This is a genomic window from Pantoea sp. Morm (assembly GCF_016643525.1).
Lineage (GTDB): Bacteria > Pseudomonadota > Gammaproteobacteria > Enterobacterales > Enterobacteriaceae > Pantoea > Pantoea dispersa.
The window spans coordinates 1-19,494 of the sequence record NZ_VOQX01000008.1 but is presented as its reverse complement, the minus strand read 5'-3'; the positions used below and the strand labels follow the sequence as shown (position 1 = coordinate 19,494).

At 58.0% G+C, this 19,494-nt stretch carries 27 protein-coding genes; 2 read left to right on the top strand and 25 right to left on the bottom strand.

Annotated features, from left to right (window positions below):
• Window positions 1–10 precede the first annotated feature (10 nt).
• Genes traU through FT726_RS04675 form a run of 14 tightly spaced genes read right to left on the bottom strand, consistent with a single transcriptional unit; the run spans window position 11 to window position 10,023 of the window.
• A complete protein-coding gene (traU, locus tag FT726_RS04740; RefSeq protein WP_346302456.1) occupies window positions 11–1,018 on the bottom strand; it encodes a conjugal transfer pilus assembly protein TraU in 1,008 nt (335 codons plus the stop codon).
• A 1-nt stretch (window position 1,019) separates the two neighbouring features.
• The gene (locus FT726_RS04735) at window positions 1,020–1,811 is read right to left on the bottom strand and encodes a DsbA family protein (RefSeq protein ID WP_346302455.1); all 792 of its coding nucleotides are present in this window, start codon (window positions 1,809–1,811) and stop codon (window positions 1,020–1,022) included.
• A gap of 11 nt (window positions 1,812–1,822) precedes the next feature.
• Window positions 1,823–2,479 (bottom strand): type-F conjugative transfer system protein TraW, encoded by a 657-nt coding sequence (gene traW / locus FT726_RS04730; protein ID WP_211729645.1) that lies wholly within the window; start codon window positions 2,477–2,479, stop codon window positions 1,823–1,825.
• Window positions 2,480–2,489: 10 nt separating this feature from the next.
• Window positions 2,490–2,681, bottom strand: a complete 192-nt coding sequence (locus FT726_RS04725) for a hypothetical protein (RefSeq protein WP_346302454.1) — start codon at window positions 2,679–2,681, stop codon at window positions 2,490–2,492.
• 34 nt (window positions 2,682–2,715) lie between these two features.
• A complete protein-coding gene (locus FT726_RS04720) occupies window positions 2,716–3,069 on the bottom strand; it encodes a TrbI F-type domain-containing protein (protein ID WP_346302453.1) in 354 nt (117 codons plus the stop codon).
• Window positions 3,066–5,672, bottom strand: coding sequence for a type IV secretion system protein TraC (gene traC, locus FT726_RS04715; protein WP_346302452.1), 2,607 nt, complete (start codon window positions 5,670–5,672; stop codon window positions 3,066–3,068). Before traC ends, FT726_RS04720 begins: the two co-directional genes overlap by 4 nt.
• A 7-nt stretch (window positions 5,673–5,679) precedes the next feature.
• Window positions 5,680–6,228, bottom strand: a complete 549-nt coding sequence (traV, locus tag FT726_RS04710) for a type IV conjugative transfer system lipoprotein TraV (protein WP_346302451.1) — start codon at window positions 6,226–6,228, stop codon at window positions 5,680–5,682.
• Window positions 6,221–6,382, bottom strand: coding sequence for a zeta toxin family protein (locus FT726_RS04705; protein WP_211729650.1), 162 nt, complete (start codon window positions 6,380–6,382; stop codon window positions 6,221–6,223). Before FT726_RS04705 ends, traV begins: the two co-directional genes overlap by 8 nt.
• Window positions 6,375–6,701 carry a hypothetical protein gene (locus FT726_RS04700; RefSeq protein ID WP_346302450.1) on the bottom strand — a complete coding sequence of 109 codons (327 nt, stop codon included), beginning with the start codon at window positions 6,699–6,701 and terminating at the stop codon, window positions 6,375–6,377. Before FT726_RS04700 ends, FT726_RS04705 begins: the two co-directional genes overlap by 8 nt.
• Before the next feature lie 11 nt (window positions 6,702–6,712).
• Window positions 6,713–8,068 carry a TrbI/VirB10 family protein gene (locus FT726_RS04695; protein ID WP_346302449.1) on the bottom strand — a complete coding sequence of 452 codons (1,356 nt, stop codon included), beginning with the start codon at window positions 8,066–8,068 and terminating at the stop codon, window positions 6,713–6,715.
• Window positions 8,058–8,804, bottom strand: coding sequence for a type-F conjugative transfer system secretin TraK (locus FT726_RS04690; protein ID WP_346302448.1), 747 nt, complete (start codon window positions 8,802–8,804; stop codon window positions 8,058–8,060). Before FT726_RS04690 ends, FT726_RS04695 begins: the two co-directional genes overlap by 11 nt.
• Window positions 8,797–9,369, bottom strand: a complete 573-nt coding sequence (locus FT726_RS04685; protein WP_217550471.1) for a TraE/TraK family type IV conjugative transfer system protein — start codon at window positions 9,367–9,369, stop codon at window positions 8,797–8,799. Before FT726_RS04685 ends, FT726_RS04690 begins: the two co-directional genes overlap by 8 nt.
• A gap of 18 nt (window positions 9,370–9,387) precedes the next feature.
• Entirely contained in the window at window positions 9,388–9,684 is a 297-nt protein-coding gene (gene traL, locus FT726_RS04680) for a type IV conjugative transfer system protein TraL (protein ID WP_211729655.1), read from the bottom strand.
• 9 nt (window positions 9,685–9,693) lie between these two features.
• Entirely contained in the window at window positions 9,694–10,023 is a 330-nt protein-coding gene (locus FT726_RS04675; protein WP_217550467.1) for a type IV conjugative transfer system pilin TraA, read from the bottom strand.
• 285 nt (window positions 10,024–10,308) lie between these two features.
• Here FT726_RS04675 and FT726_RS04670 point away from each other — a divergent pair, with 285 nt between their 5' ends.
• The gene (locus tag FT726_RS04670) at window positions 10,309–11,721 is read left to right on the top strand and encodes a helix-turn-helix domain-containing protein (RefSeq protein WP_346302447.1); all 1,413 of its coding nucleotides are present in this window, start codon (window positions 10,309–10,311) and stop codon (window positions 11,719–11,721) included.
• Window positions 11,722–11,764: 43 nt separating this feature from the next.
• Here FT726_RS04670 and FT726_RS04665 read toward each other — a convergent pair whose 3' ends face one another.
• Window positions 11,765–12,166: a relaxosome protein TraM gene (locus tag FT726_RS04665; protein ID WP_346302446.1), complete on the bottom strand. Its 402-nt coding sequence runs from the start codon at window positions 12,164–12,166 to the stop codon at window positions 11,765–11,767.
• A gap of 415 nt (window positions 12,167–12,581) precedes the next feature.
• Here FT726_RS04665 and FT726_RS04660 point away from each other — a divergent pair, with 415 nt between their 5' ends.
• Window positions 12,582–13,082, top strand: a complete 501-nt coding sequence (locus FT726_RS04660) for a lytic transglycosylase domain-containing protein (protein WP_249221806.1) — start codon at window positions 12,582–12,584, stop codon at window positions 13,080–13,082.
• Between the two features lie 247 nt (window positions 13,083–13,329).
• On the opposite strand, the gene FT726_RS04655 is transcribed toward FT726_RS04660, so the two are convergent.
• From FT726_RS04655 to FT726_RS04610, 10 genes are all read right to left on the bottom strand, one after another.
• Complete coding sequence (locus FT726_RS04655) at window positions 13,330–13,722, bottom strand: LPD29 domain-containing protein (RefSeq protein ID WP_346302445.1); 393 nt, start codon at window positions 13,720–13,722, stop codon at window positions 13,330–13,332.
• A 34-nt stretch (window positions 13,723–13,756) separates the two neighbouring features.
• Window positions 13,757–14,191 carry a hypothetical protein gene (locus FT726_RS04650; RefSeq protein ID WP_346302444.1) on the bottom strand — a complete coding sequence of 145 codons (435 nt, stop codon included), beginning with the start codon at window positions 14,189–14,191 and terminating at the stop codon, window positions 13,757–13,759.
• Between the two features lie 67 nt (window positions 14,192–14,258).
• Window positions 14,259–14,411, bottom strand: coding sequence for a succinate dehydrogenase flavoprotein subunit (locus FT726_RS04645; protein ID WP_346302443.1), 153 nt, complete (start codon window positions 14,409–14,411; stop codon window positions 14,259–14,261).
• A gap of 89 nt (window positions 14,412–14,500) precedes the next feature.
• A complete protein-coding gene (locus FT726_RS04640; protein ID WP_346302442.1) occupies window positions 14,501–14,875 on the bottom strand; it encodes a hypothetical protein in 375 nt (124 codons plus the stop codon).
• 709 nt (window positions 14,876–15,584) lie between these two features.
• Entirely contained in the window at window positions 15,585–15,947 is a 363-nt protein-coding gene (locus tag FT726_RS04635; protein ID WP_346302441.1) for a hypothetical protein, read from the bottom strand.
• A 101-nt stretch (window positions 15,948–16,048) separates the two neighbouring features.
• Window positions 16,049–17,329, bottom strand: coding sequence for a hypothetical protein (locus tag FT726_RS04630; protein ID WP_346302440.1), 1,281 nt, complete (start codon window positions 17,327–17,329; stop codon window positions 16,049–16,051).
• A gap of 691 nt (window positions 17,330–18,020) precedes the next feature.
• Complete coding sequence (locus FT726_RS04625) at window positions 18,021–18,227, bottom strand: hypothetical protein (protein ID WP_346302439.1); 207 nt, start codon at window positions 18,225–18,227, stop codon at window positions 18,021–18,023.
• Between the two features lie 128 nt (window positions 18,228–18,355).
• Window positions 18,356–18,673, bottom strand: coding sequence for a hypothetical protein (locus FT726_RS04620; RefSeq protein WP_346302438.1), 318 nt, complete (start codon window positions 18,671–18,673; stop codon window positions 18,356–18,358).
• 87 nt (window positions 18,674–18,760) lie between these two features.
• Window positions 18,761–19,270 carry a hypothetical protein gene (locus FT726_RS04615; protein ID WP_346302437.1) on the bottom strand — a complete coding sequence of 170 codons (510 nt, stop codon included), beginning with the start codon at window positions 19,268–19,270 and terminating at the stop codon, window positions 18,761–18,763.
• Between the two features lie 25 nt (window positions 19,271–19,295).
• Window positions 19,296–19,494 (bottom strand): hypothetical protein (locus FT726_RS04610; RefSeq protein WP_346302436.1); only part of this gene is annotated, 199 nt, incomplete at its 5' end.

The window sequence follows — 19,494 nt, the reverse complement described above, 5'->3', positions numbered from 1 at the left end:
TGTGCCTCGCTTACATCACGCAGTTGCGCTTTTTCCAGATGAGGTAGCCGTAGTTCTTCTTGCTGGTCGGCATTTCTTTACCCGTCTGCCACAGCATCACGTTGCGCCCCAGCGGGTGGCAGGACGCCACGTCCGGGATGGTGTTCACCATCTGATAGCGGTAGCGGCTTTTCGGCAGAATGACGGACGGATACTCGTAGCAGACCGCAACGTCGTACGGCACGGTGTCGAGAATGAGCCCCTCGCGGTGCAGCTTGAAATCCATGCGCTCGGAGAGCAGCACCGAGCTGTTAAGCCCGCTGGACTCGTTCACGATGTTGCCGGTGAACGGGTACATCGAACCGTGTGATCCGGCACACCAGAACAGCGCGTCAATCGGGCGACTCACGCCGGAGGCCACCGCATCCGCCGCGCAGGCCATCTGCGCAATCGGGTTGGCGAACAGCATCACCTCGGGGTTAAGGAACAGCGCCAGGTTGTCGTTCTGCCAGGTCGGGTCCAGCTCTGACAGGTAGCCGATGTCGTACTCGCCGCCCTGCAGGCACATCTCGGAGGTGATAATGCTGAGCCAGGAGATCAGCGGGTACTTGTACCAGTGGACGTGATAGAAGGTGCCGGGGTGCTCGTTTGCCGTCTTGGTGCCCGTGCCGGTGCCGGTGTCAGGGATGTTGATATTGAAGCCGCCCATGTTCACCATGCAGCCCGGGGAGCGCGTCACGTCGGTCATCGCGAACGGCTCCCAGTACCCCACCGCCACGCCCATGCGCTCAAAGATGGGCGGCGGAACCGGACAGAACTGAATGGGCGACGCGGGGTTATCGGTATCGGGCAGCGTGCCGGCCGAGACCTGCACGCTGCCCACGCTCATCGGAAAGATGCACTCCCAGCACACGTCGGTGATGGGGTTCACCCAGCGGCCCTCGCAGGTGAGGGCCGTATTGCCGCTGCTGCTGTCAGCCGCCAGCGCGGGCGCGCAGAGCCACACCGAGAGCATGAGGAGCGCCGTTCGCCAGACCATATCAGCCCCCTTTCTTCACGCCGCCGCGTGCTTTATCGACGGCGGCCTGCAGCGCATCCAGACTCGTTGCCCCCGGGATGACGCTGACGTTGTCAGCGGTCGCACCTTTCACCGGCATAATAAAGAAGGCGGGCGTGCCCTGAATGCCGAGGCGTCTGGCCAGCGCGTTGTTGGCCTCCAGCGCTTCGCCCATTGCCTCGACCTGCGCCTTCGGCGTCGAGGTAATGCCGGCCTTCACGGCCGCGCTGCGAATGTCCGCATCCAGCAGTTTGCCTTCGTTATGTCCGGTGGCGTACAGCGCTGCGTGATAGCGGTGGTACACCTCTGCCCCGCCCGTTTTGTACAGCGAGAGACCGACCTTTGCCGCCTGAATGGAAGCCGGCCAGCGGCTGCCGAAGATAGGCCATTCCTTATAGATGAAGCGCACGTCAGGATTGTTGCTGATGAACTGCTCAACGGTCGGGGCGACTTTGGCGCAGTAGATGCACTGATAGTCAAAGAACTGAATAACCGCGACGTCGCCTTTCGGGTGCAGCACCGGGGCGGTCGGGTCGTTCAGCAGCGCGTCCTGGTTGTCGAGCGCGGCGCCCGCCGCCGACGCCATCTGTTTGTTCTGCGCCTGCGCCTGCAGCTTCTGGCTCATTTCAATCAGGATTTCCGGGTGAGCGCGCAGGTAATCTGCGGCCACCTGACCAATCTGCGCCTTCTGGGCGTCGGTGAAGGTCTCTGCATCCGCCAGAGCGTGGCCCGCAAGGGAAAAGGTCAGGGCGGTGGCAAGGATTAACTTTTTCATGTCTGACTCCGTTAGCGGTCAGGAAGACCGAATTCAGTAATAAGGAAGCGTTTCTGACCGGGCGCCTGCTTCACTTCCGCAGGAACCTGGGTGATGCCGAATTTCTTCGTGATGCTGCCGGTCTGGTCGAAGTAGACCCGGCTGCCGAGGGCGTCTGCGCTGTCGCGCACGTTGCCGTTCACCAGGATGACGCGCGAGGTGGTGGTCTGCGGGACCTGCTGTTTCACCCAGGCAATCTGACGTTCGTCGTCGGCGTCAATGAAGTAGAGGGTCTCGTCGAACACCGGAATGACGTCAAACGGGTTCACCTTCTGCCCCTTATGGGCAAACACGACGCCGTTCTGATCGGCGATATCGCGCTGCACCGTAAAGGACGGGTCGAACAGGCGGCTGCGCGTCTCCCGCGCGGTGGTGATACCTTCCACCGGCGGCGGCCGCATCGCCTCGTCCTCCACCTTCTTCTGCATCTCCTGCTCAATTTCCGCCTGCGACTTACCGGCAAAGTGCTGCTCCAGGTTCCGCTTCAGCACGGTGATGAGGTTGTGCTCGCGGATGTCCCAGGTATCGCCAAAGGTGCCCAGCTCAGCGGCCCCGGCTGCCTGCGACAGCGAGAGGCTGAGCAGAAGCAGCGCGGCCCGGCACTGACGGGGGTAAGGAATGCTGTACATATCCGCTCCTTCAGGATGTGTGCGGTTTTCTGATCCGGCGGCAGGCCGCCTGTGCGGACTCGGTCTGCCGGAGCGTGTCGGCCAGCAGCGTCGATGGCGTATCTGCGCGGCTGCAGAGCCTGCGGTAGCGGAGCTTCAGCGCGGCGCAGCGGATGTGCGCCTGACGCCAGGCCAGCATTTCCGGACTGAGTGTGTTTTTCATCGGGAGGCTCCCGGGTTGGGGTGATCGGGCAGGGTTACTGCTGTGAGCCGGCCTTCATCAGCTCCGCCAGGCGTGCCTGAATTTCCGGGGTCGCATCCGGGAGGCCGGTGACGACGGCAGGGCTGACCAGGATGGCCGCGCCGTGCTCGCTGGCATATTCACCGGTGGCGGTGGTGACGCTGCGGTCGAAGCGCGACAGCAGCGCGTGGCGCTGCTCTTCGGTCAGATCAAGCTTTGCCGCCTGCCGGATAAGCGTGTTGGTGGTGCCCTTCATGTCGAAGGTGACCAGCTCCGGCGGCTTAAGCCAGAAGAACCAGGCCGCCGCGCAGGCGCCCGTGCTCAGGACCACCGACAGGGCGCAGCCCGCAATAAGGTGTTTGCTGTTCAAAGTTGCATCTCCCGCAGCATGTGGATGATGTCGCGCTTGTGCGCGTCGTTCTCGGCCATCTCAAAGAGAACATCTTTAATGTCCGCCCCTTCGCGCAGCCGCTGCTCGCGGTAGGTGAAGTCGTCGCCCTTTGAGGAAAACAGCGCGTCGCTCAGCGGATCGAGAATGAGACGGTGGAAGCTGGAGTACTCACCGACGCTCAGCAGGAACGAGCTGTAGCGCGCCTGTTTCGCCGGCGGGAACTTACGAATCAGCTCCCATTCAAGCTCGCTGAACGCGTGCGGCTCCTCCTTCTGGAAGGTGGTGAACGACTTGGCGTCCTGCATACACGTGAACTTGAACGAGCTGTTGTCGTAGGCCGCGAGCGCCGCCGTGGACAGGTTCTTATCGCGTATGGCCTGCGTGACCGTGCCATAAGAGCCGTTGTGACGGCGGGCGGTACGGTAGCCCTCCTCGATGAAGTCTTTGATTTTCTTGCTGGAGCCGCCGAGCAGCTTCCAGCCCTCATCAATGATGTTCATCTTCCGCTGGCTCCTCGGCGTGGTGTACATCATGTTCTCGTTCCAGATCATGATGGTGAACAGAATGGCCGAGAGCAGATCCTGCTGCTTGCGCAGGTCGCCCAGCTCGGTGACCACGAACTGCAGGTCAGGCTTGAGCGTGGGTTCTGACGAGTTGAAGAAATGGCCGTAAATGCCCCGCGTGCTGTATTTGCTGAGCAGCGTGGTGATCTCATCAATACGTCCGCCAATCAGCGACGAGTGTTCACGGGTGATTTCCGCCTGCCGCGCCTTCAGGTAGTCAATGACGTGGTCGATGCGCATATCCTGATGGTATTGCGGCCATGACTCGGTGATGGCTTCGAGAATCAGTGATTCGTGCACCTCATCGAGCAGGCCGTTAGGGCTGGCCAGAATGCACAGCTGATCGCGGATACGCTCGGCGGCGAGGGTGATGTTCGTGACGTTGGCAAACGGATTGAACCGCAGCGACTCGCCGTTAATGTAGGTGCCCCCTAGGCTGCTGCAGGCCGCCTTATAGGAATCCCCGATGTCCTGCACCGCCACCGTACCGCCCTTGTCGAGCACCGAGCGCGCAATGGAGTTGGCCAGCACCGATTTGCCCGCCCCTGAAGTGCCCGACATAAACCAGTTAAAGTTGGTGTTAGGCAGGCTCTCATCGAACACGTCGATAAACGCGACCTGATTGCGGTAGCTCGGAATGAGGATGCCCGAGGCGCACAGCTTGTTATCGCCGATGACCGGCATCAGGTTCACCGCGTGGAATGTTTCCGAGCGCTGGATGGCGCCGGTCTTGCGGCAGTCGCCGCGCAGCTTTTTGTCCGTCATCGCAAAGGGTACGGTCGCCAGCAGGTTGCGCAGCTGCATAAAGTCCGCGCGCACAAAGCGCAGCCCCTGCGCGGCGCAGGCGTTGCGCGCCTTTTCGGTGTAGCGCGACGTCAGGTCATCGTCATCCGGGCAGAACAGCGTCAGCCCGCAGAAGTAGCTGGTCAGCGACGTCTGGTTGGCCAGCAGCCGGGTGCGGGCGTCGCTCCACTCCGCGTGCTGGCGTTTGGTGGCCGGAATGTACTTGGCGTAACTGGTGTTCACGCGCGAGTCCAGCGCCAGAAACTTCGCGTTGGCCTCCCCCTGGCTTTTCATCTGGTCCTCGGTGGTGAGCACCATCGTAAAGATGAAAGGGCACGGAATGCCGTTGGTCGGCGACATCAGGTCCTGAATGATGTTGCCGTTCTGCCACAGGTAGTGCTCCTGCGGGTTGGTGTCGAGGTTCAGGTTCACCATGCGTGCGGCAAAGGGCCGGCTCTGACGATCGCTGCCCTCGATGCGAATGTGCGAGGGCTTTACGCGCCAGGACGTGGTGCGGTCTACGAACTGCGTGCTGAGGTCCGCCGACGGGTCATAGTTGCTGTCGTAGCGCTCAAGCCGCGCCGGGTCGTGGTTCAGAAACTCGCGCAGCACGCTGCTGAATTCGGTCACGCCGATGGCGGAGGACCAGATATCCGCCGCGTTAAGGGCGTTCAGGAGGTTGCGCCGGACGTCGCGCACGCGGATAAGGTCCGTGTCGGTAACGTTCTTAACCGGCGTCGCCCAGATGAAAAACAGGCGGTAGTCGCGCAGGGTCAGCGGATGATCAAGACCGTTGCCGTAGGTGTAACGCGCGCCGTTCAGGTAAAAGCGTGCGGTAATGTCATTACACTCACCCGCGCGGTGCCCCTGCCAGGCAAAGTTTTTCAGCCCGTGCTGAACCTGCTCTTTAACCGCACGACTGGAGACCAGCATCACCTGCAGCGGAATATCCCGGGGCGCCACGTCGCGCAGCAGGTACTCCAGGCTGTCGGCGAGCTTTTCGTTGGCGCCGATAAGCGGCTGCGACTCCACCACAAATCCCACGGACGTTTTGTTAACCCAGATCTGACTCTCGCTGTCGTAATCCTTATAGGGCAGCAGGTCCCGGATGTGCGGGAAGTCCATTTCCTGCAGCTTTTCCCGCGTCTCGCCGGTGGTGTCGCGCTCGCCGAGGATCCCCGCCACCGTCTCCACCACGTTCAGGGGGTCAAAGCGCAGGCCTTTAGGTAGTTTCATGCAGACCTCACATCAGAATGCCGTTCCAGTCGCCGTGACCGGAAACGCTGTAAATCACCTCCCCCATGTGGACGCTGTTGTCCGGGGAAACGTAAGGTGCGATCCAGATGCGCGCCACGCCGTCGGGACGGCGAAACGCGGCGGACGGTTCCGGGAAGCAGTGTGCCGCACTGCAGTAAGCCGTCTGGTTACCCGCAGGACCCAGCGCGCCGTTATCACGCGTGAAAGGGCGTACCGTGCCGGCTGACGCCACGCGCACCGGTATCCCCTCGCGCCAGTTCTGTCCGCTGCCCGGCGCTTCGCCCTGCGGATCCAGCCGGATGTTGCCGGTATCAATCAGGCGGTAGTCGTCGAGGCGGATGCCCGCGCCGGTCATGCCTGCACCGGTTGCAGCGGGAGCGTTACCGCTGCTGCCCGCAGACATATCGTCGGCCTGCGACATCCAGACGCCGGTATCTTTCGCCGGCTTATCAAACTCAAACTCGCTGTTCATGCCCGCGCAGCCGCTGAGCAGAGCGGCCAGCGCAAAGGGGGTGAGGAAGCGTACTTTATTCATGATTTTCTCCGTCTTCAGGGGGAGTCAGAAACGGCTTGTACAGATTCATCATCAGCGTGCTTTTCCCGGCGCCGGTCTGTCCGGTGACCATGTAATGTGCAGGCTGAGCACCCTGTTCAGGTGACGTGTCGCGTTCATCAAAGGGGTTATTCATGGTGATCTCCGTTGAGGTCAGTCACTTCGGTAAAGTCGATAAAGAGGTCGCCGTTTTTGCCGCTGGTGCCCAGACGGGACAGCAGCCCCAGCGCAAAGGTGTCGCCGGGGGACACTTCCAGCAGGCGGCGCAGCGTTTCGCCAAAGAGCGCCACGTAGCCGTCATCAGGGATGAGGCCGGGCTTGCAGTAGAGCTTCTTGACGCCAAAGCCCATCGCCTGCAGCCCGGCGACGCGGCCGTCCGCCTCACGTCCAAAGCAGGTCACGTTGCGTTCGGTGAACACCATCCAGCCACAGTGCTCGGCGTGCGCCATACGCATCTTGCCCGCCGTCATTGCGCCACGCCCTGCGGGGTCGCCCGCTGCTGTCCGCCGTTGCCGCTGACGGGTGCCACAAAGTCGTTCACGTTCAGGCGGGTGGCATCCCCCAGGCGCCCGACCAGGTCAGGCGGCAGGCCGCTGTTGCCCCGCGCCTGCGTCTGCGTATCCTGCGATTCGCCGCCGGTACGCTTCTGCTCTTTTGCGAGCTTCGCTGCCTCCTCGTCCTCGATGAACTTCGCGCGGAAACCTTCGATAAACACCACCTCCACGCGGTTAGCCGCGCCAATCGGGATGATGGGGTGATACTGCTCGGCGCGTTCGATGTAGTAATCGGCCAGCTTGTCGGCCGCTTTGCCCACGCCACCGCCAATCGCCCCGCGCGCCACCTCACCGCCGCTGATGGAACTGGTGGCGCCAATACCGGTGACCGTCTGACCCACCTGCGAGGCGCTCTGACCGAGCCCGCCCAGCGCACCGGCGGTAAACGCCAGCCCGAGAATTTTTCCGTTGCGCATGACCGGCACGCCCTTGATGCCGTTCTTGCCGTAAAAGGCCACGTGCCCCTTAACGGCCTGATCGATGTGCTTGCCGTCGATGATGCAGGAAAGGCGCTGCAGCTGGACGATGGCGCGTTCGCTGGAAATATCGCCGTAGGCCGCTGCCGTCACGAAACAGTTGTCGAGGTGCACCAGCTTGTTGTTGCCCGGCAGGTGCGCCAGCCCCTTGAGCTTGAACTGCATCGGGACGAGATTGTTTTCGCCGCGCACTGAGGCGTTAGCGTCCGCGCCCTCAATGACGATGGCGTCAGAGAAGGTGCCGGTGGGGACCCAGAAAGAGGTGTCCTTTGCCTTTGGCTCAAACTGCGAATAGTCGAACGTTGCGCTGTCAATCTGCCCCGGCTGCGGCGCCGGAGGTGAAAAAGCGTATTCGGCACGCGGAGGCGCATTGCCGCCGGCCTGTGCGGACGCGCCCTGCTTTGGCGGATTCTGCTGTTCCTTCAGCTTGTCCATCAGCTCGCCCACGGTCTTCTGCAGCGACTGGTTGTTGCTCATCACGTCCGACATCTGGTCCTTCAGTGATTTAAAGTCCTTCTGCATCCCGGCCAGCTGCTCGCGCGCCTCCTTTTCACGGTTCTGCGCGCTGACCAGCAGTGAGCCCTGCCCCGCACCGTCAAACGAGTTGGTGACGGACCCGCCGGTCAGGTTGGGCTCGGCGGCAGTGACCTCCGCCTTGTCCGCCTTTTTCGACGCGTGTCCGGACGCGCCCCGGTTGGCCAGCCAGAGGCCGACGATAACCAGCACCACCGCCCCGGCAATGTAGGTCATCAGCCGGCGCTGCTTGCCCTGGATGAGACGGTTAATATTCATCGGCGCCTCCCTTCGTGCGGAACACGGTGATGACGGAAACCTTCGCGCCCGGCTCCAGCGCATCCAGCTGCGGGTGGAACGCCACCGCCATCACGCCCGGGCTCCAGAAGTAGCGCTCGCTCAGTCGCAGGCGCTGCGACGACAGGCTGGTCAGCTCCGTGCGCACGATGCGGACGCGGTCACCCTGCCAGGCCGTCACCGGACGCAGGGCAAACGCGCTGCTTACCGCCCCGCTCACCGGGACGTCGGTGTTCTTGCTGAACACGTAGCCTTCAGGCTTGCGGTTGTTGATAAAGCGGCCCACCAGGCCGCTGATCAGCGCGCTGTAGGTGTCCTGCTTCTGCTCGAACGCCCGCGCCTCTTCCGTGCCCTGCACCTCGCGGTTATCCACCGTCAGACTCAGCCCTGCCCGCTTGCCAGGCGTGGCCTGCAGAGAAAACGCAAAGCCCGACGCCGTCTGTACAAACAGGGTGAAGGGCTTATCGGTAACGGTGGAGAACACAATCGCGCCTTCCGGCGTGGGCGATTTGGCGCTGATCACGCCCTGCGCGGCCTGAACGCTGAGGATGCGGTCGTCGCTGACGCGCAGGTAGTTCGGGTTGTTGTTGCTCACCGCCGCGTTCACGCGGGCGCCGGGGTTCAGGGTCAGCTGTTCGGCTGAAGCCCGGTTCATCAGGGCACCCGCCAGCAGAAAGAGAAGCAACGCGGCAGCGGACGGGGCAAGGGTTTTAAGCATCGGGAACCTCCAGGAACGCGCTCCAGCAGAGACGGTTATTGCGGGTGTCCGTGCGGATGCGATAGTGCTTTTTAACAGGACGGGCGTCGTGCAGGCCGTAGTTGAGCTGCAGGTCGCCGCTGATATCAACGATGCCTTTATCAGGCCAGACGCCAAAATCTTTGGGATAGAACACCGACCCGCCGCTGTTGCCCTTTACGCGCGAAGCCTCGTCGGCCAGCACGCCCTTCAGGGCTTTATCCGCGCCGTCGCAAGCGGCGGCGAGCAGCATTTCGTGGCTCGCATCCGCGTTGCTGTCGGTGATGTTGAGGCGAAGGTTCAGCCACGCCAGCGCCATCAGGCGCAGGTAGCGGGCGTCGCCGCGCTCTCCCGTGAAGCTGAACGGCGTGTCGGCGCCGTAGGGCACCACTATGGTCTGCCGGTTGCTGACGAGCTGATTCATCAGCGCCCGGTTATCGCTGTAAATGCGCCAGCAGAGGACCAGCGCAAGAATGGTGATAACGAGCAGCACCATAATGGCCACGGCCATATTGCGGTTGCCCGCAGAGCGCAGCTTGTATTCCATGATTTCTCCGGTAGGGGGTCAGGCGACCCAGTGCCGTTTGTAGCTTTCGGGCAGGATGCCGATGAAAAAGCGCATCACTGAGGTGGGCAGGCACCAGTACGCGAGGTTGAGAAGATACTGAGATCCGCGGCCTTTCTTGAGGTGACGTATTCCAACCACGGCGGCTAAGAGCGTGGGGCCGAAAATCCACATGTTGAGAAAGATGGCCAGCAGTGCCAGCGGCACGTAGACAAAAAACTCATCCGGTGGAAGCCCCACGAAGCGCCTTTGCTCGGAAAACGTAGCCGCATATTGAAACCGGTTACGTTTTTCCATAAGCTCGGCTTAAGTTGGAATGATGCCGAAGGCAACGTTAATAAACACCATTACCGCAGCAATGCCCCCGAACATGGCCAGGTTCTTTGTCTTCACGTAGGTGAAAACGGCCGCAAGTATCTCAATTATATAAAGAATCCACACCACGGTGGATCCACTTCCGAACGTATCCGAGATGGTTGTTTTACCGCCTGAGAACAGGTCTTCAGCGTGTGCCTGGAAGGCCGGAACGGACAGGATCGCGATGGAAGAAAGCAGCGTGAGACGATTCAGTTTCTGCCACGCTACCGCCCCTGCCTTGCGGCAGTACTTAAAGCACGTAGTTAATGCGCCCTTCATAGGTAAATTCCTTGGTTAGGGTTATAATGATCAGTCGGTTAAATTATCCCGTTCAGCTGCCGATAAGGCAGTAAGTCAAATTTTCAGTTGTCCTGTTACACCTCCTTTACGGATTAAGCAGAAAGCTACAGAAACTTACGGTTTCTTAACTGGCTGACGCTTTTTTACGCTCACAGATCCCCAACTTCAATATAAGTTATTGATCTTACTGATCTATTTATTTTATCGTAAAGAACGAATCCGCTTGTACACACAGATAACTGACTGAATAAAGTAGAGAATTGAATGACGCTGCCAGCAGAATTAATGCTTCATATGGCCAGTCCGGCAGGGATAGCTGCGGCATTTTTTAAGACAAATGATGAGGAATCCTTATGGAAGCTGACTCAGGAAGCCCTTTTTCATTACGCGCGGGACCCCGGATGGTTTGAGGTTGAAGCGATGGGACACCGGTGGTATGCCTGCCGCGTGGTGACCATTCCCTTTCTGATTTACCTGAGCCGTCGCATACCCGGCAGGCTTGCAGCAGCCTTTTCGGAACGGGCCCGCACATTCATTCGCAGTGATACTTGCCGGGCAGATCCGGAAATCTGGATATTATTAAGCCAGGAATTTCTGGCTCCCCTTCCCCGGCCGGGCGTTAATTTATGGCAGGCGGGAAGGCTGAAGGCCGGATTAGAAAAATCGGTCATGGTCACCGCTCAGGATGCGCCGGATGAGGCTGTTATAAATAACCCCATACTGACGGGCAGTCCCGTCAGACTGACCGGCGGAGTACAGACAGAAATAATAAGCAAACAGGAAGCGCCGGCGCAGGGATCATTAACGGATGAGGGTGAAAAAAACGAAATTAACCCGCCATCAAAAGGACGAAAGAAACGCTCGGATTCGCCTGATGAAGATAAAGTTCTGCAGCTGCTTCTGCAGGGAAGACGTGTAAAAGAAATATGCGCTGAGATTAAGTGCTCTGAGGCCTACGTGTATAAGCTGATAAAAATCCGTCGCGGAATGTCCGCCATGGAATATCGATGGCTGCAATGGCAGATGGTCTCCGATATGTATCATGGCGAGCCAAAGAAAACGCTTAATCAGATAGAAGAGGCCTGCGGATTAAGCCGGGCGGCGGTATATAATGCGGTCAAAAAAATCGCCTTCCGTGATGGCCTTGTACTCTTCGAAGAAAAGCGCGACAGAAAGCTCAGTAAAAAAGACGTTGAGGTTATTAAGAAAAAACTCGCCGAAGGAACCCTGAGAAAGGATATTCTCAGTGAATTCAGCATTACCACCGATACCCTGATTAAATACGTGGGTCACAGCGATGATTATCGCGTGATTCCGCCTGAAGTTTATGAAAGTGTAGTCAGGCTCAGGATGCAGGGTAAGACGCTTCAGGCGACCGCAGATATTCTCGGGGTCAGCATTGGAGTAGTTAAAAAAGCGTGGAAAGAAAAAAAGAACGCGCCTGAAACGAAGAAAATGCGGGTTAAATATGACAACCGAAATCCGCTTTCCAAACGAGACAGGGATCAGGCTGTCAATGCCGTTCTGAAGGGTGGACACACGCGCGTGCAGATTTATAAGCAGTACGGTATAAATGCGCTGACGCTGCGTCGTTATATCCGGGCGGCTCAAAAGGAAGAGGAAGAAAAGCTTCGCAGAAAGGAAGCTCGCGAGGCTAAAAAGAAGAAAGAAGATTGATTTCGGGTAGAACAGCAGGGCCGGATTTCGGCCCTCAATAGCATTACTTGAAATATTCCTGTAATTTCCCTGCCACTCGCTCATTAACTGCCTTGACCCATTCTGGATCTAACATCATCTCGTTTTTAACAACTTTACTGGGATCGACTGTTTCCTTTTGTATGCCGAAAATGGCGTCAGTTATGAATCCACTAACAAGAACATTTTTAGCAATAAACTCAAGTTTCTGATCAAGTGTCTTCTCGGAGGCATCTTTACTGATCTTATTTTCATAAACACGAAGACCGAGTTTGAACATTTCCATCACAAAAGCAGAGCGATTAGCAGTTTCTCGTGACTCTCCATCTTCAAGTCTTTTCTCGACGTGATGATCAACCTTCTCTATTAATGAAAAAGGAACGGTGAGATTAACTCTGTTGGTTTTGGATCTTGCAGCCTCTGACATATTATTCCCTCGATTTAATAGTATGTGTAAATAGTGACCATGCTTAGCTTCAACAACTGGATGTAACACTCCACTGAAAACAGAGGGTCAAAAAACCATCATTATTGAACACTGCGCAGTAACTCAGAAGGGTATATCAAGTGCCTGCGTAGACACAAGTTATAACTTTGTATGTATAAACCACTGATTTTATTATAGACACTACAAAGTTACACCCGAAACACAGTTCAGGTACTTGCTAAGCACTGTGTAGCAATCCCTTCACTGGCTAATGTTTCTACAAAATTTAACTAACTCACTGTTTTTGAATGTATAATATTGCATAAATAATTTTGCGAGTGGTGTGTAAAAAACACTTTCTTATGATATTATTGGATGTACCGGCACCCCCGAACTTTTCAAATCAGGAGCGGCAATGCGCTTATTTATGTGCGCTGCGGCCCTGCTGGCAACAGGCATTTTAAACGCCAGCGCGCGCGCAGACTGCTTTATTAATGCAGGGCAATGGTATTCCATCGATCCCGATTATCTACGCGCTATAGCGTGGCAGGAATCCCGCTACAACCCCCGGGCGGTTAATACGAATGTCACCAGTAACGGAAAACCCGGCAGCAGCGATTACGGCCTTATGCAGATTAATTCCGTTACCATGCGGGGATTGCAGAAAGAGTACCCCGGCCTTAACCGGGATAAGCTGATGTCCGATCCGTGCCTGAATATTTACATCGGCGCGATGCTGCTGCGCCGTAATTTCAATCAGTACGGCACGAACTGGCTGGCGGTCGGCATGTACAACGCGGGGATGAAAAATATCCCGGTCACCATTCAGAACCGTTACAATTACGCTATGCTCATTGACGGTCATTACAAAGGTATCAAGGCAGGTAAAATTCCGCGCGTCGCCTTTCCGCAATGATATAGCCGATGCGGGTCAGAAAGATTTAAATACGCATTCATTACCTGAACGCAATAATAAGTCCGGAATTTTCCTGATGATTTGGCCTTTAAGGCAGGAGCAATTTTTTTCAGTGGCGCGGTGCGGGCTATCAAGGAATAAAGATCCCCACCCTCAGCAAACAACGATGATCCGGATGCACTCACGATTAAAAATAAAAGAGCATGGCAGGAAGGGTAAAAAAAGGAGCCCGAAGGCTCCCGACTGACTACTCAGTGGTAACTGACAAAATTTTATTGATTTCACCCTGCACACCGCCCCCGTGTCCAAAGTAGTCCGGTCGGACGTTGTAAAGTTCTCCGGCGTTATAACGGGAAAGCGTAATTTCTTCGTCGCCAATCAGGTGATCATATTTCACCTTGAGGATCCCGATGCCTCTTTTTTTCATACTGTCCGAATACTCACGGTCCACAAAAACGTAGCCAACGCCGCCATAAATTTCATTGAACGGCGAAGAACAGGAAACAGACATATCCTGCATGCCGTCAAAATAACTGTCGCGGTATTTACCCGTAATACTTTTAACCTGCTCTTCGGTCGGACCGTCCGTCCAGTTCACGCTGACGCTGTCATAGCCGCGTTTTCTGACTGAAAACTTCACCCCCGGGAACGCTGCTTTAAGCTCGCGGCGTAAATTACCGGTGACCTGTACGGCTCCTTTTTTTTTCCTGCGACAACTGAGAATATTCAGGTGCTGACTTCAGCCGCTCACATTCTGCCTTAAACTGCCGGGCTTCTTCTTCACTCTCCTGCCTGCGGCGCTGCTCTTCTTCCTCTGCATTTTTCAGTATTTCTGCTGTTTCCGCTGGCGATTTAATTTCATCGAATATCTGCCACTGTCTGCCGTACAGAATGCTTTCAGGAAGGCCACGCGTAATATCGCCGTTTTCAAAGGCAATATTAAAGGTCGCATTTCCACCGTACGAAACCACGCCAGAAAGCGATCCCACTGACGCCGGGTTCTGCTCGCCCTGGATGGACACAATAACGCCGCGACCGCGATTATAAAGAATCGAATAAACGACCTGACCGGGAACCAGCGCGCGCTTCATTGTCTGTGACATGTTCATGTTCTGTACCTCTGCTATGCGTGTAAAGGTTTCTGCTGGCCACCTCTCAGGAGGTGGCCCCTGCGAGTTATTCCGGGGTGACGGCCTGCAGCTGATGCACCAGCCGCATAAAACGCGGCCACTGCCTGAAGGTCATCGCGGGCACGTGTACGCCCTTTCCGCCCCTCAGCCCGTATACAAAGGCGCGCGCCTGTGCGAGGATGTCGCTGTCAGAAATCATAAAACTCTCCTGAGTTGTTGTTTTTGATGGGTCCGGCGGCGCTAATACGCCTGACCGTGAGGAAAGCGGGGGTTAAGGCCCCGCTTTTTTTACGCCTGTTGTCCGCCCGTCCGGCCTTTCGTAAGCCAGTCTTTGAGACGGCTGCACGCGTTGCCCCACAGCACATCCCCCGCCTCGCCAAAGCCGTCATGCACAATGTGCGCAGCCTCAACCAGCGCCCGCATGGACGCCTGCGGCAGCATGTTCCCGACCTGTGTCCGGTAAAGCGCTTCCATCAGGTCATGCAGGGAGACATGCAGAAATTCGCGCATTTCCGCACGGGTCAGCTTCATGCCGCTCAGCGCATTCAGACTGGCCAGATTTTCCGCCACCTCCGCACTGAGGCCCGGGATCGGGTCGCCCTTCACCCATGTTTTGGGAGATTCTGGCGTGGCGGTGTTGACGTTGACGTTGTGTGTGTTCATGGCATTTCTCCTCTGAGGTGGGTTGTCATGTTTCGGTCGATCCAGTCGCGGCGAAGGGCAAAGGAGCATCGACGAAGAGAGGGCATAAAGGGGCGACGGCAAAAAGTTTTTGCGGCACCTGGCAAAAAGTTTTTACCGGCGTGCATTTCACCCCTTTCTGCACGAACCGGCGGTGCAACGAAAAGCCCTCCGCGCCTGGAATGGCCGGAACAGCGCCACCGCGCGCGAAAACGGCATGAACACAACCCGGACGGCTCTACCGGTCCGGCCCTCAGCGGCCACGGCTTTTTGTGGCCAGTGAACGCGCGGGCGCCCGCCCGCTGCAGGGGTTGACTCTCAGCCATCAGACCCTAGCCGTCAGGCCCGGAACGCGTCCCTTTGCGGTCCGGCGGAGCTTACCGGCTGTGCCGGTTAGCGCAGTAGGGCTCGACGACCCGGCCTGCCGGGGAGCCGAAGGGGGCCATGGTCCGTGACCTTATGGGGGTGGTCATTCAGGGGAAATTCCGGCAGAAGAAAAAGCGAAAGCAGAATGACTGCAGCAGGAAGAAAGGAAAGAAGACGCAGAGAAGATCAGCCCCCGGGAGAAAGCGCAGGCGAAGGGTGAGAGCCGGTGCGTCAGCACCGGGTTTTTCCGGCCCGCAGGGCCGCCCGCCTTTTGCCGCCCTGACTGACGCATACGGGACCCGCAGGCCCCTTTATGACTCGTTGGTCACTCCTGCAGCTCAGCCTGATAATGCATCTCCGCGAGGCTGACCAGCGATGCAAACGTCACGCCCTCTCCGGTAATGCCTTCCTGTTCACACAGGTGCATCAGGTTGGCGATCAGGTCCTGAACCGCCGTAAACGCATCATCACCCCGGCCATCGAGGCCGGTCCTGCGGGCAAATACCCACAGCGCTTCCGCCGCCGTGGTCGCCCTGTCCGTATTGCCCCAGATAAGCGCGGGTCGCTCTGTTCCCTCTGCCGTCGCGGCAATCTCTTCAATCACGCTCATGGTGACGGGTTCATCTGACCCGCTGATGGCGGGGTTTACTGGTTGTGTATCCGGTGACAGAATGGGTCCTGTAGACATATTGATCTCCTGCAAGTGGATCGGTGTTTCTGTGAGGCCCCGTGTTCGTCGCGGAATTCAGGGGCGGGAAATGGCAGGGTTACCCTGCCTTTTTCTCTGGCTCAGCGCTCAGCCAGGCTGACCTCAAGGTGCGCTTTCAGCGACGCTTTCACCGCCGCCCAGGTGCGCTCGCCCTCATCACCAAACTGATCGCGCAGTATTTCTCCCGTCAGCAGCCAGGCCGATACCACCGGTGCCGGTAATCTTGGCTTAGAAGCAGACCAGTCGCTGACTGCCCCGCTGACGTGGTTCGCCATGCTCAGCCCCACGCCGTACATCAGCTCATACCGCTCATGGCTGCTGCACCCGGTTTCTCTGTCGCTCAGGGACACCAGAAACGCCATGTCCTCCGCCATGAACTTCGGCAGCCCCTTCACGCTGAGGCGGTGTGACCATGTTTTACGCACCGGGCGCACGAAAGCCTTTACGGCGGCTATCACATCGGGGTGCCCCTGCCAGGCGTCATCCGCTATTCCGGCCGTGATGGCCTCAGCGCTGACCCGCAGCTGCTTCGCCGTTTCAAAGTTGTCCCATGCGCTTTCCTGTGCGGCATCGCGCAGCAGCGCTTCCTTTTCTGACGCCAGGCGGCTGATTTCTGCCGGGCTGGTGACGTGCGCGTTCCACTGCAGACTGACGGCGTCGCCCGTCAGCACTTTCCTTTGCTGGTCATCACGGATAACGATGGTGCGCGGTAAGAAACTCACCGGGCCCATGTCGCGCCCGAAATCGCTGTCGAACCCGCATTCGTCAGGCGCGCGCGGCTCCCACTCATCTTCAAGCCATGCGGCGGCGGCCAGCTCCATGGCTTCGGCTACCGTCCAGGCGCGTCCCAGATGAATACTGCCCGCACGCCAGAAGGTGCCATAAGCCGGATCATCCTCCGGGTATTCGGTTTCCCCGTGCACGTCAACAGAGAACGGCTTTTCCTCTTCAGTCCAGCGGGCGATTAATCCGCTGCGTGCCGCTTCTGCATCTGCCTTACAGCCCGCCACGTCATACGGCAGCAGCATCTCTTCCCGCTCCCAGGCCCGGCCATCAAGCTTCACCGCCAGTTTTTTCACCGCGTTCACCATGTCATACACGCGGGACGAGTTAATTGCGCCCATATCTGCCAGTGATTTCACAATGTCAGCCGCATCCCACGGACAAAAATCCAGCTCCGGTGAGCTGACTTCAACCCCGGCCCGGTTCAGTGCGTGATACATCATCAGTTCGCCTTCAATTCTGGCCAGAGATACAAGCAGGGCCTCCTTGCGGACGAGCCAGTACCCCGACGGGGTTTTCACCCATGTTTTGGGAGATTCTGGCGTGGCGGTGTTGACGTTGACGTTGTGTGTGTTCATGGCATTTCTCCTCTGAGGTGGGTTGTCATGTTTCGGTCGATCCAGTCGCGGCGAAGGGCAAAGGAGCATCGACGAAGAGAGGGCATAAAGGGGCGACGGCAAAAAGTTTTTGCGGCACCTGGCAAAAAGTTTTTACCGGCGTGCATTTCACCCCTTTCTGCACGAACCGGCGGTGCAACGAAAAGCCCTCCGCGCCTGGAATGGCCGGAACAGCGCCACCGCGCATGAAAACGGCATGAACACACCCCGGACGGCTCTGCCGGTCCGGCCCTCAGCGGCCACGGCTTTTTGTGGCCAGTGAACGCGCGGGCGCACGCCCGCTGCAGGGGTTGACCTCAGCCATCAGACCCTAGCCGTCAGGCCCGGAACGCGTCCCTTTGCGATCCGGCGGAGCTTACCGGCTGTGCCGGTTAGCGCAGTAGGGCTCGACGACCCGGCCTGCCGGGGAGCCGAAGGGGGCCATGGTCCGTGACTTTATGGGTTTAATGATTCAGGAGAGCAGCAGCGGGAAGAAAGGAGAGAAGACGCAAAGAAGATCAGACCCCGGGAGAGAGCCGGTGCGTCAGCACCGGGTTTTCCCGGCCCGCAGGGCCGCCCGCTTTTAACCGGCTGAAGCCGCTGCCAGCCGCAGTTCTGAACGTTAAGCAAAAAAAAAGCCCCTTGCGGGGCTGTGGCGTACGTCCGGTCACTCTCAGGAGTAGCCCAGGCCTTTCATTATCAGCACGGTGATCGTCGCGACGGCGCCAATCATTCCGGTTGAAACCGCCACGGGATACCAGAACGTTTCGCGGTTCAGCTTGCCCGCCTCTGCGTTCAGTTTCTGCGTCTCCGCCATCAGCTTGGCGATCTCCGCGTTGATTCGGTTAGTATTCAGTTCGTTCATATCGGTTGCCGACATCCGTCAGTTCTCCCTCTCGGGCAGGGCTGCAGCCTTTCTGCACCCTGCTGTCAGTATATCCCGCCGACCTGTTACGCACCACGTCAGCGGACAAAATTCAGTCAATCCGGCTAACTGCCCGGCAGGTTTCAGCTCTGCAGCCAGCGGTTCGTGATTGTGCCGGGTATCACCCTGTAGCCTGTATCGAACTCCAGAACGGCCACGGGCCAGCGGTCGCGCATATAAATACGTAAACCTTCCGGCTCGTCGGTAGGTTCATCGAGCACTTCACACATGCCCAGTTCTTCCCAGGGCACGGCACTGAATCCGGCAAACGTTCCGGCACTGCAGATATAGGCGTACAGATCCATAAACTGCGCGGCGGTCAGGGGATCCGGGGGCAGCGTGCCCTGCGCAGAAAGGTTTACAGCCGGGCTGGCGTATGGGAGGATGCGCGTATCAGACATAGGGTTAACCTCTTTCATGTTTTGATGAAGGCCGGCGCGTGTGGCTTCACGACCGACCGTTAAGGGAGCAGGCTCAGGCCTGCTTTTTTAATGCGTTTTTTCTGCCGCCATTGCCAGCACGGCACCCAGCACCAGATCCGCATGCGCCTTCCAGGCATAATCCCTGCACTCGAAATAACGTCCGCGAATGTGCGCAAAAATGTGCGTCACCTGACCCGAATACATCTCGCTGGATTTAAACGTCTCGCCTGCCGGGGATGAGCGCCAGTCCAGCGGTGGCATCACGTTCAGCTGATCGTTCCAGCGCGTTTCGCTGATCTCCTCCCATGGCCTGAACAGGCGGGTGCAGTACATCGCGTCGGCCTGGTCTTCCGTCATCAGCGCCATGTCCTCATACTGCATCTGCAACTCTTCCAGCGTCTCAAACGTGCTGACTGAAACGATGCTACCGTCATTCAGCGCTATCGCTTCGCCGAACAGCCTGCCCGTTTCCACGCGCACAAAAACCAGGCTTTCAGCCGACGGGCTTTTGCCCTTCACCCATGTTTTGGGAGATTCTGGCGTGGCGGTGTTGACGTTGACGTTGTGTGTGTTCATGGCATTTCTCCTCTGAGGTGGGTTGTCATGTTTCGGTCGATCCAGTCGCGGCGAAGGGCAAAGGAGCATCGACGAAGAGAGGGCATAAAGGGGCGACGGCAAAAAGTTTTTGCGGCACCTGGCAAAAAGTTTTTACCGGCGTGCATTTCACCCCTTTCTGCACGAACCGGCGGTGCAACGAAAAGCCCTCCGCGCCTGGAATGGCCGGAACAGCGCCACCGCGC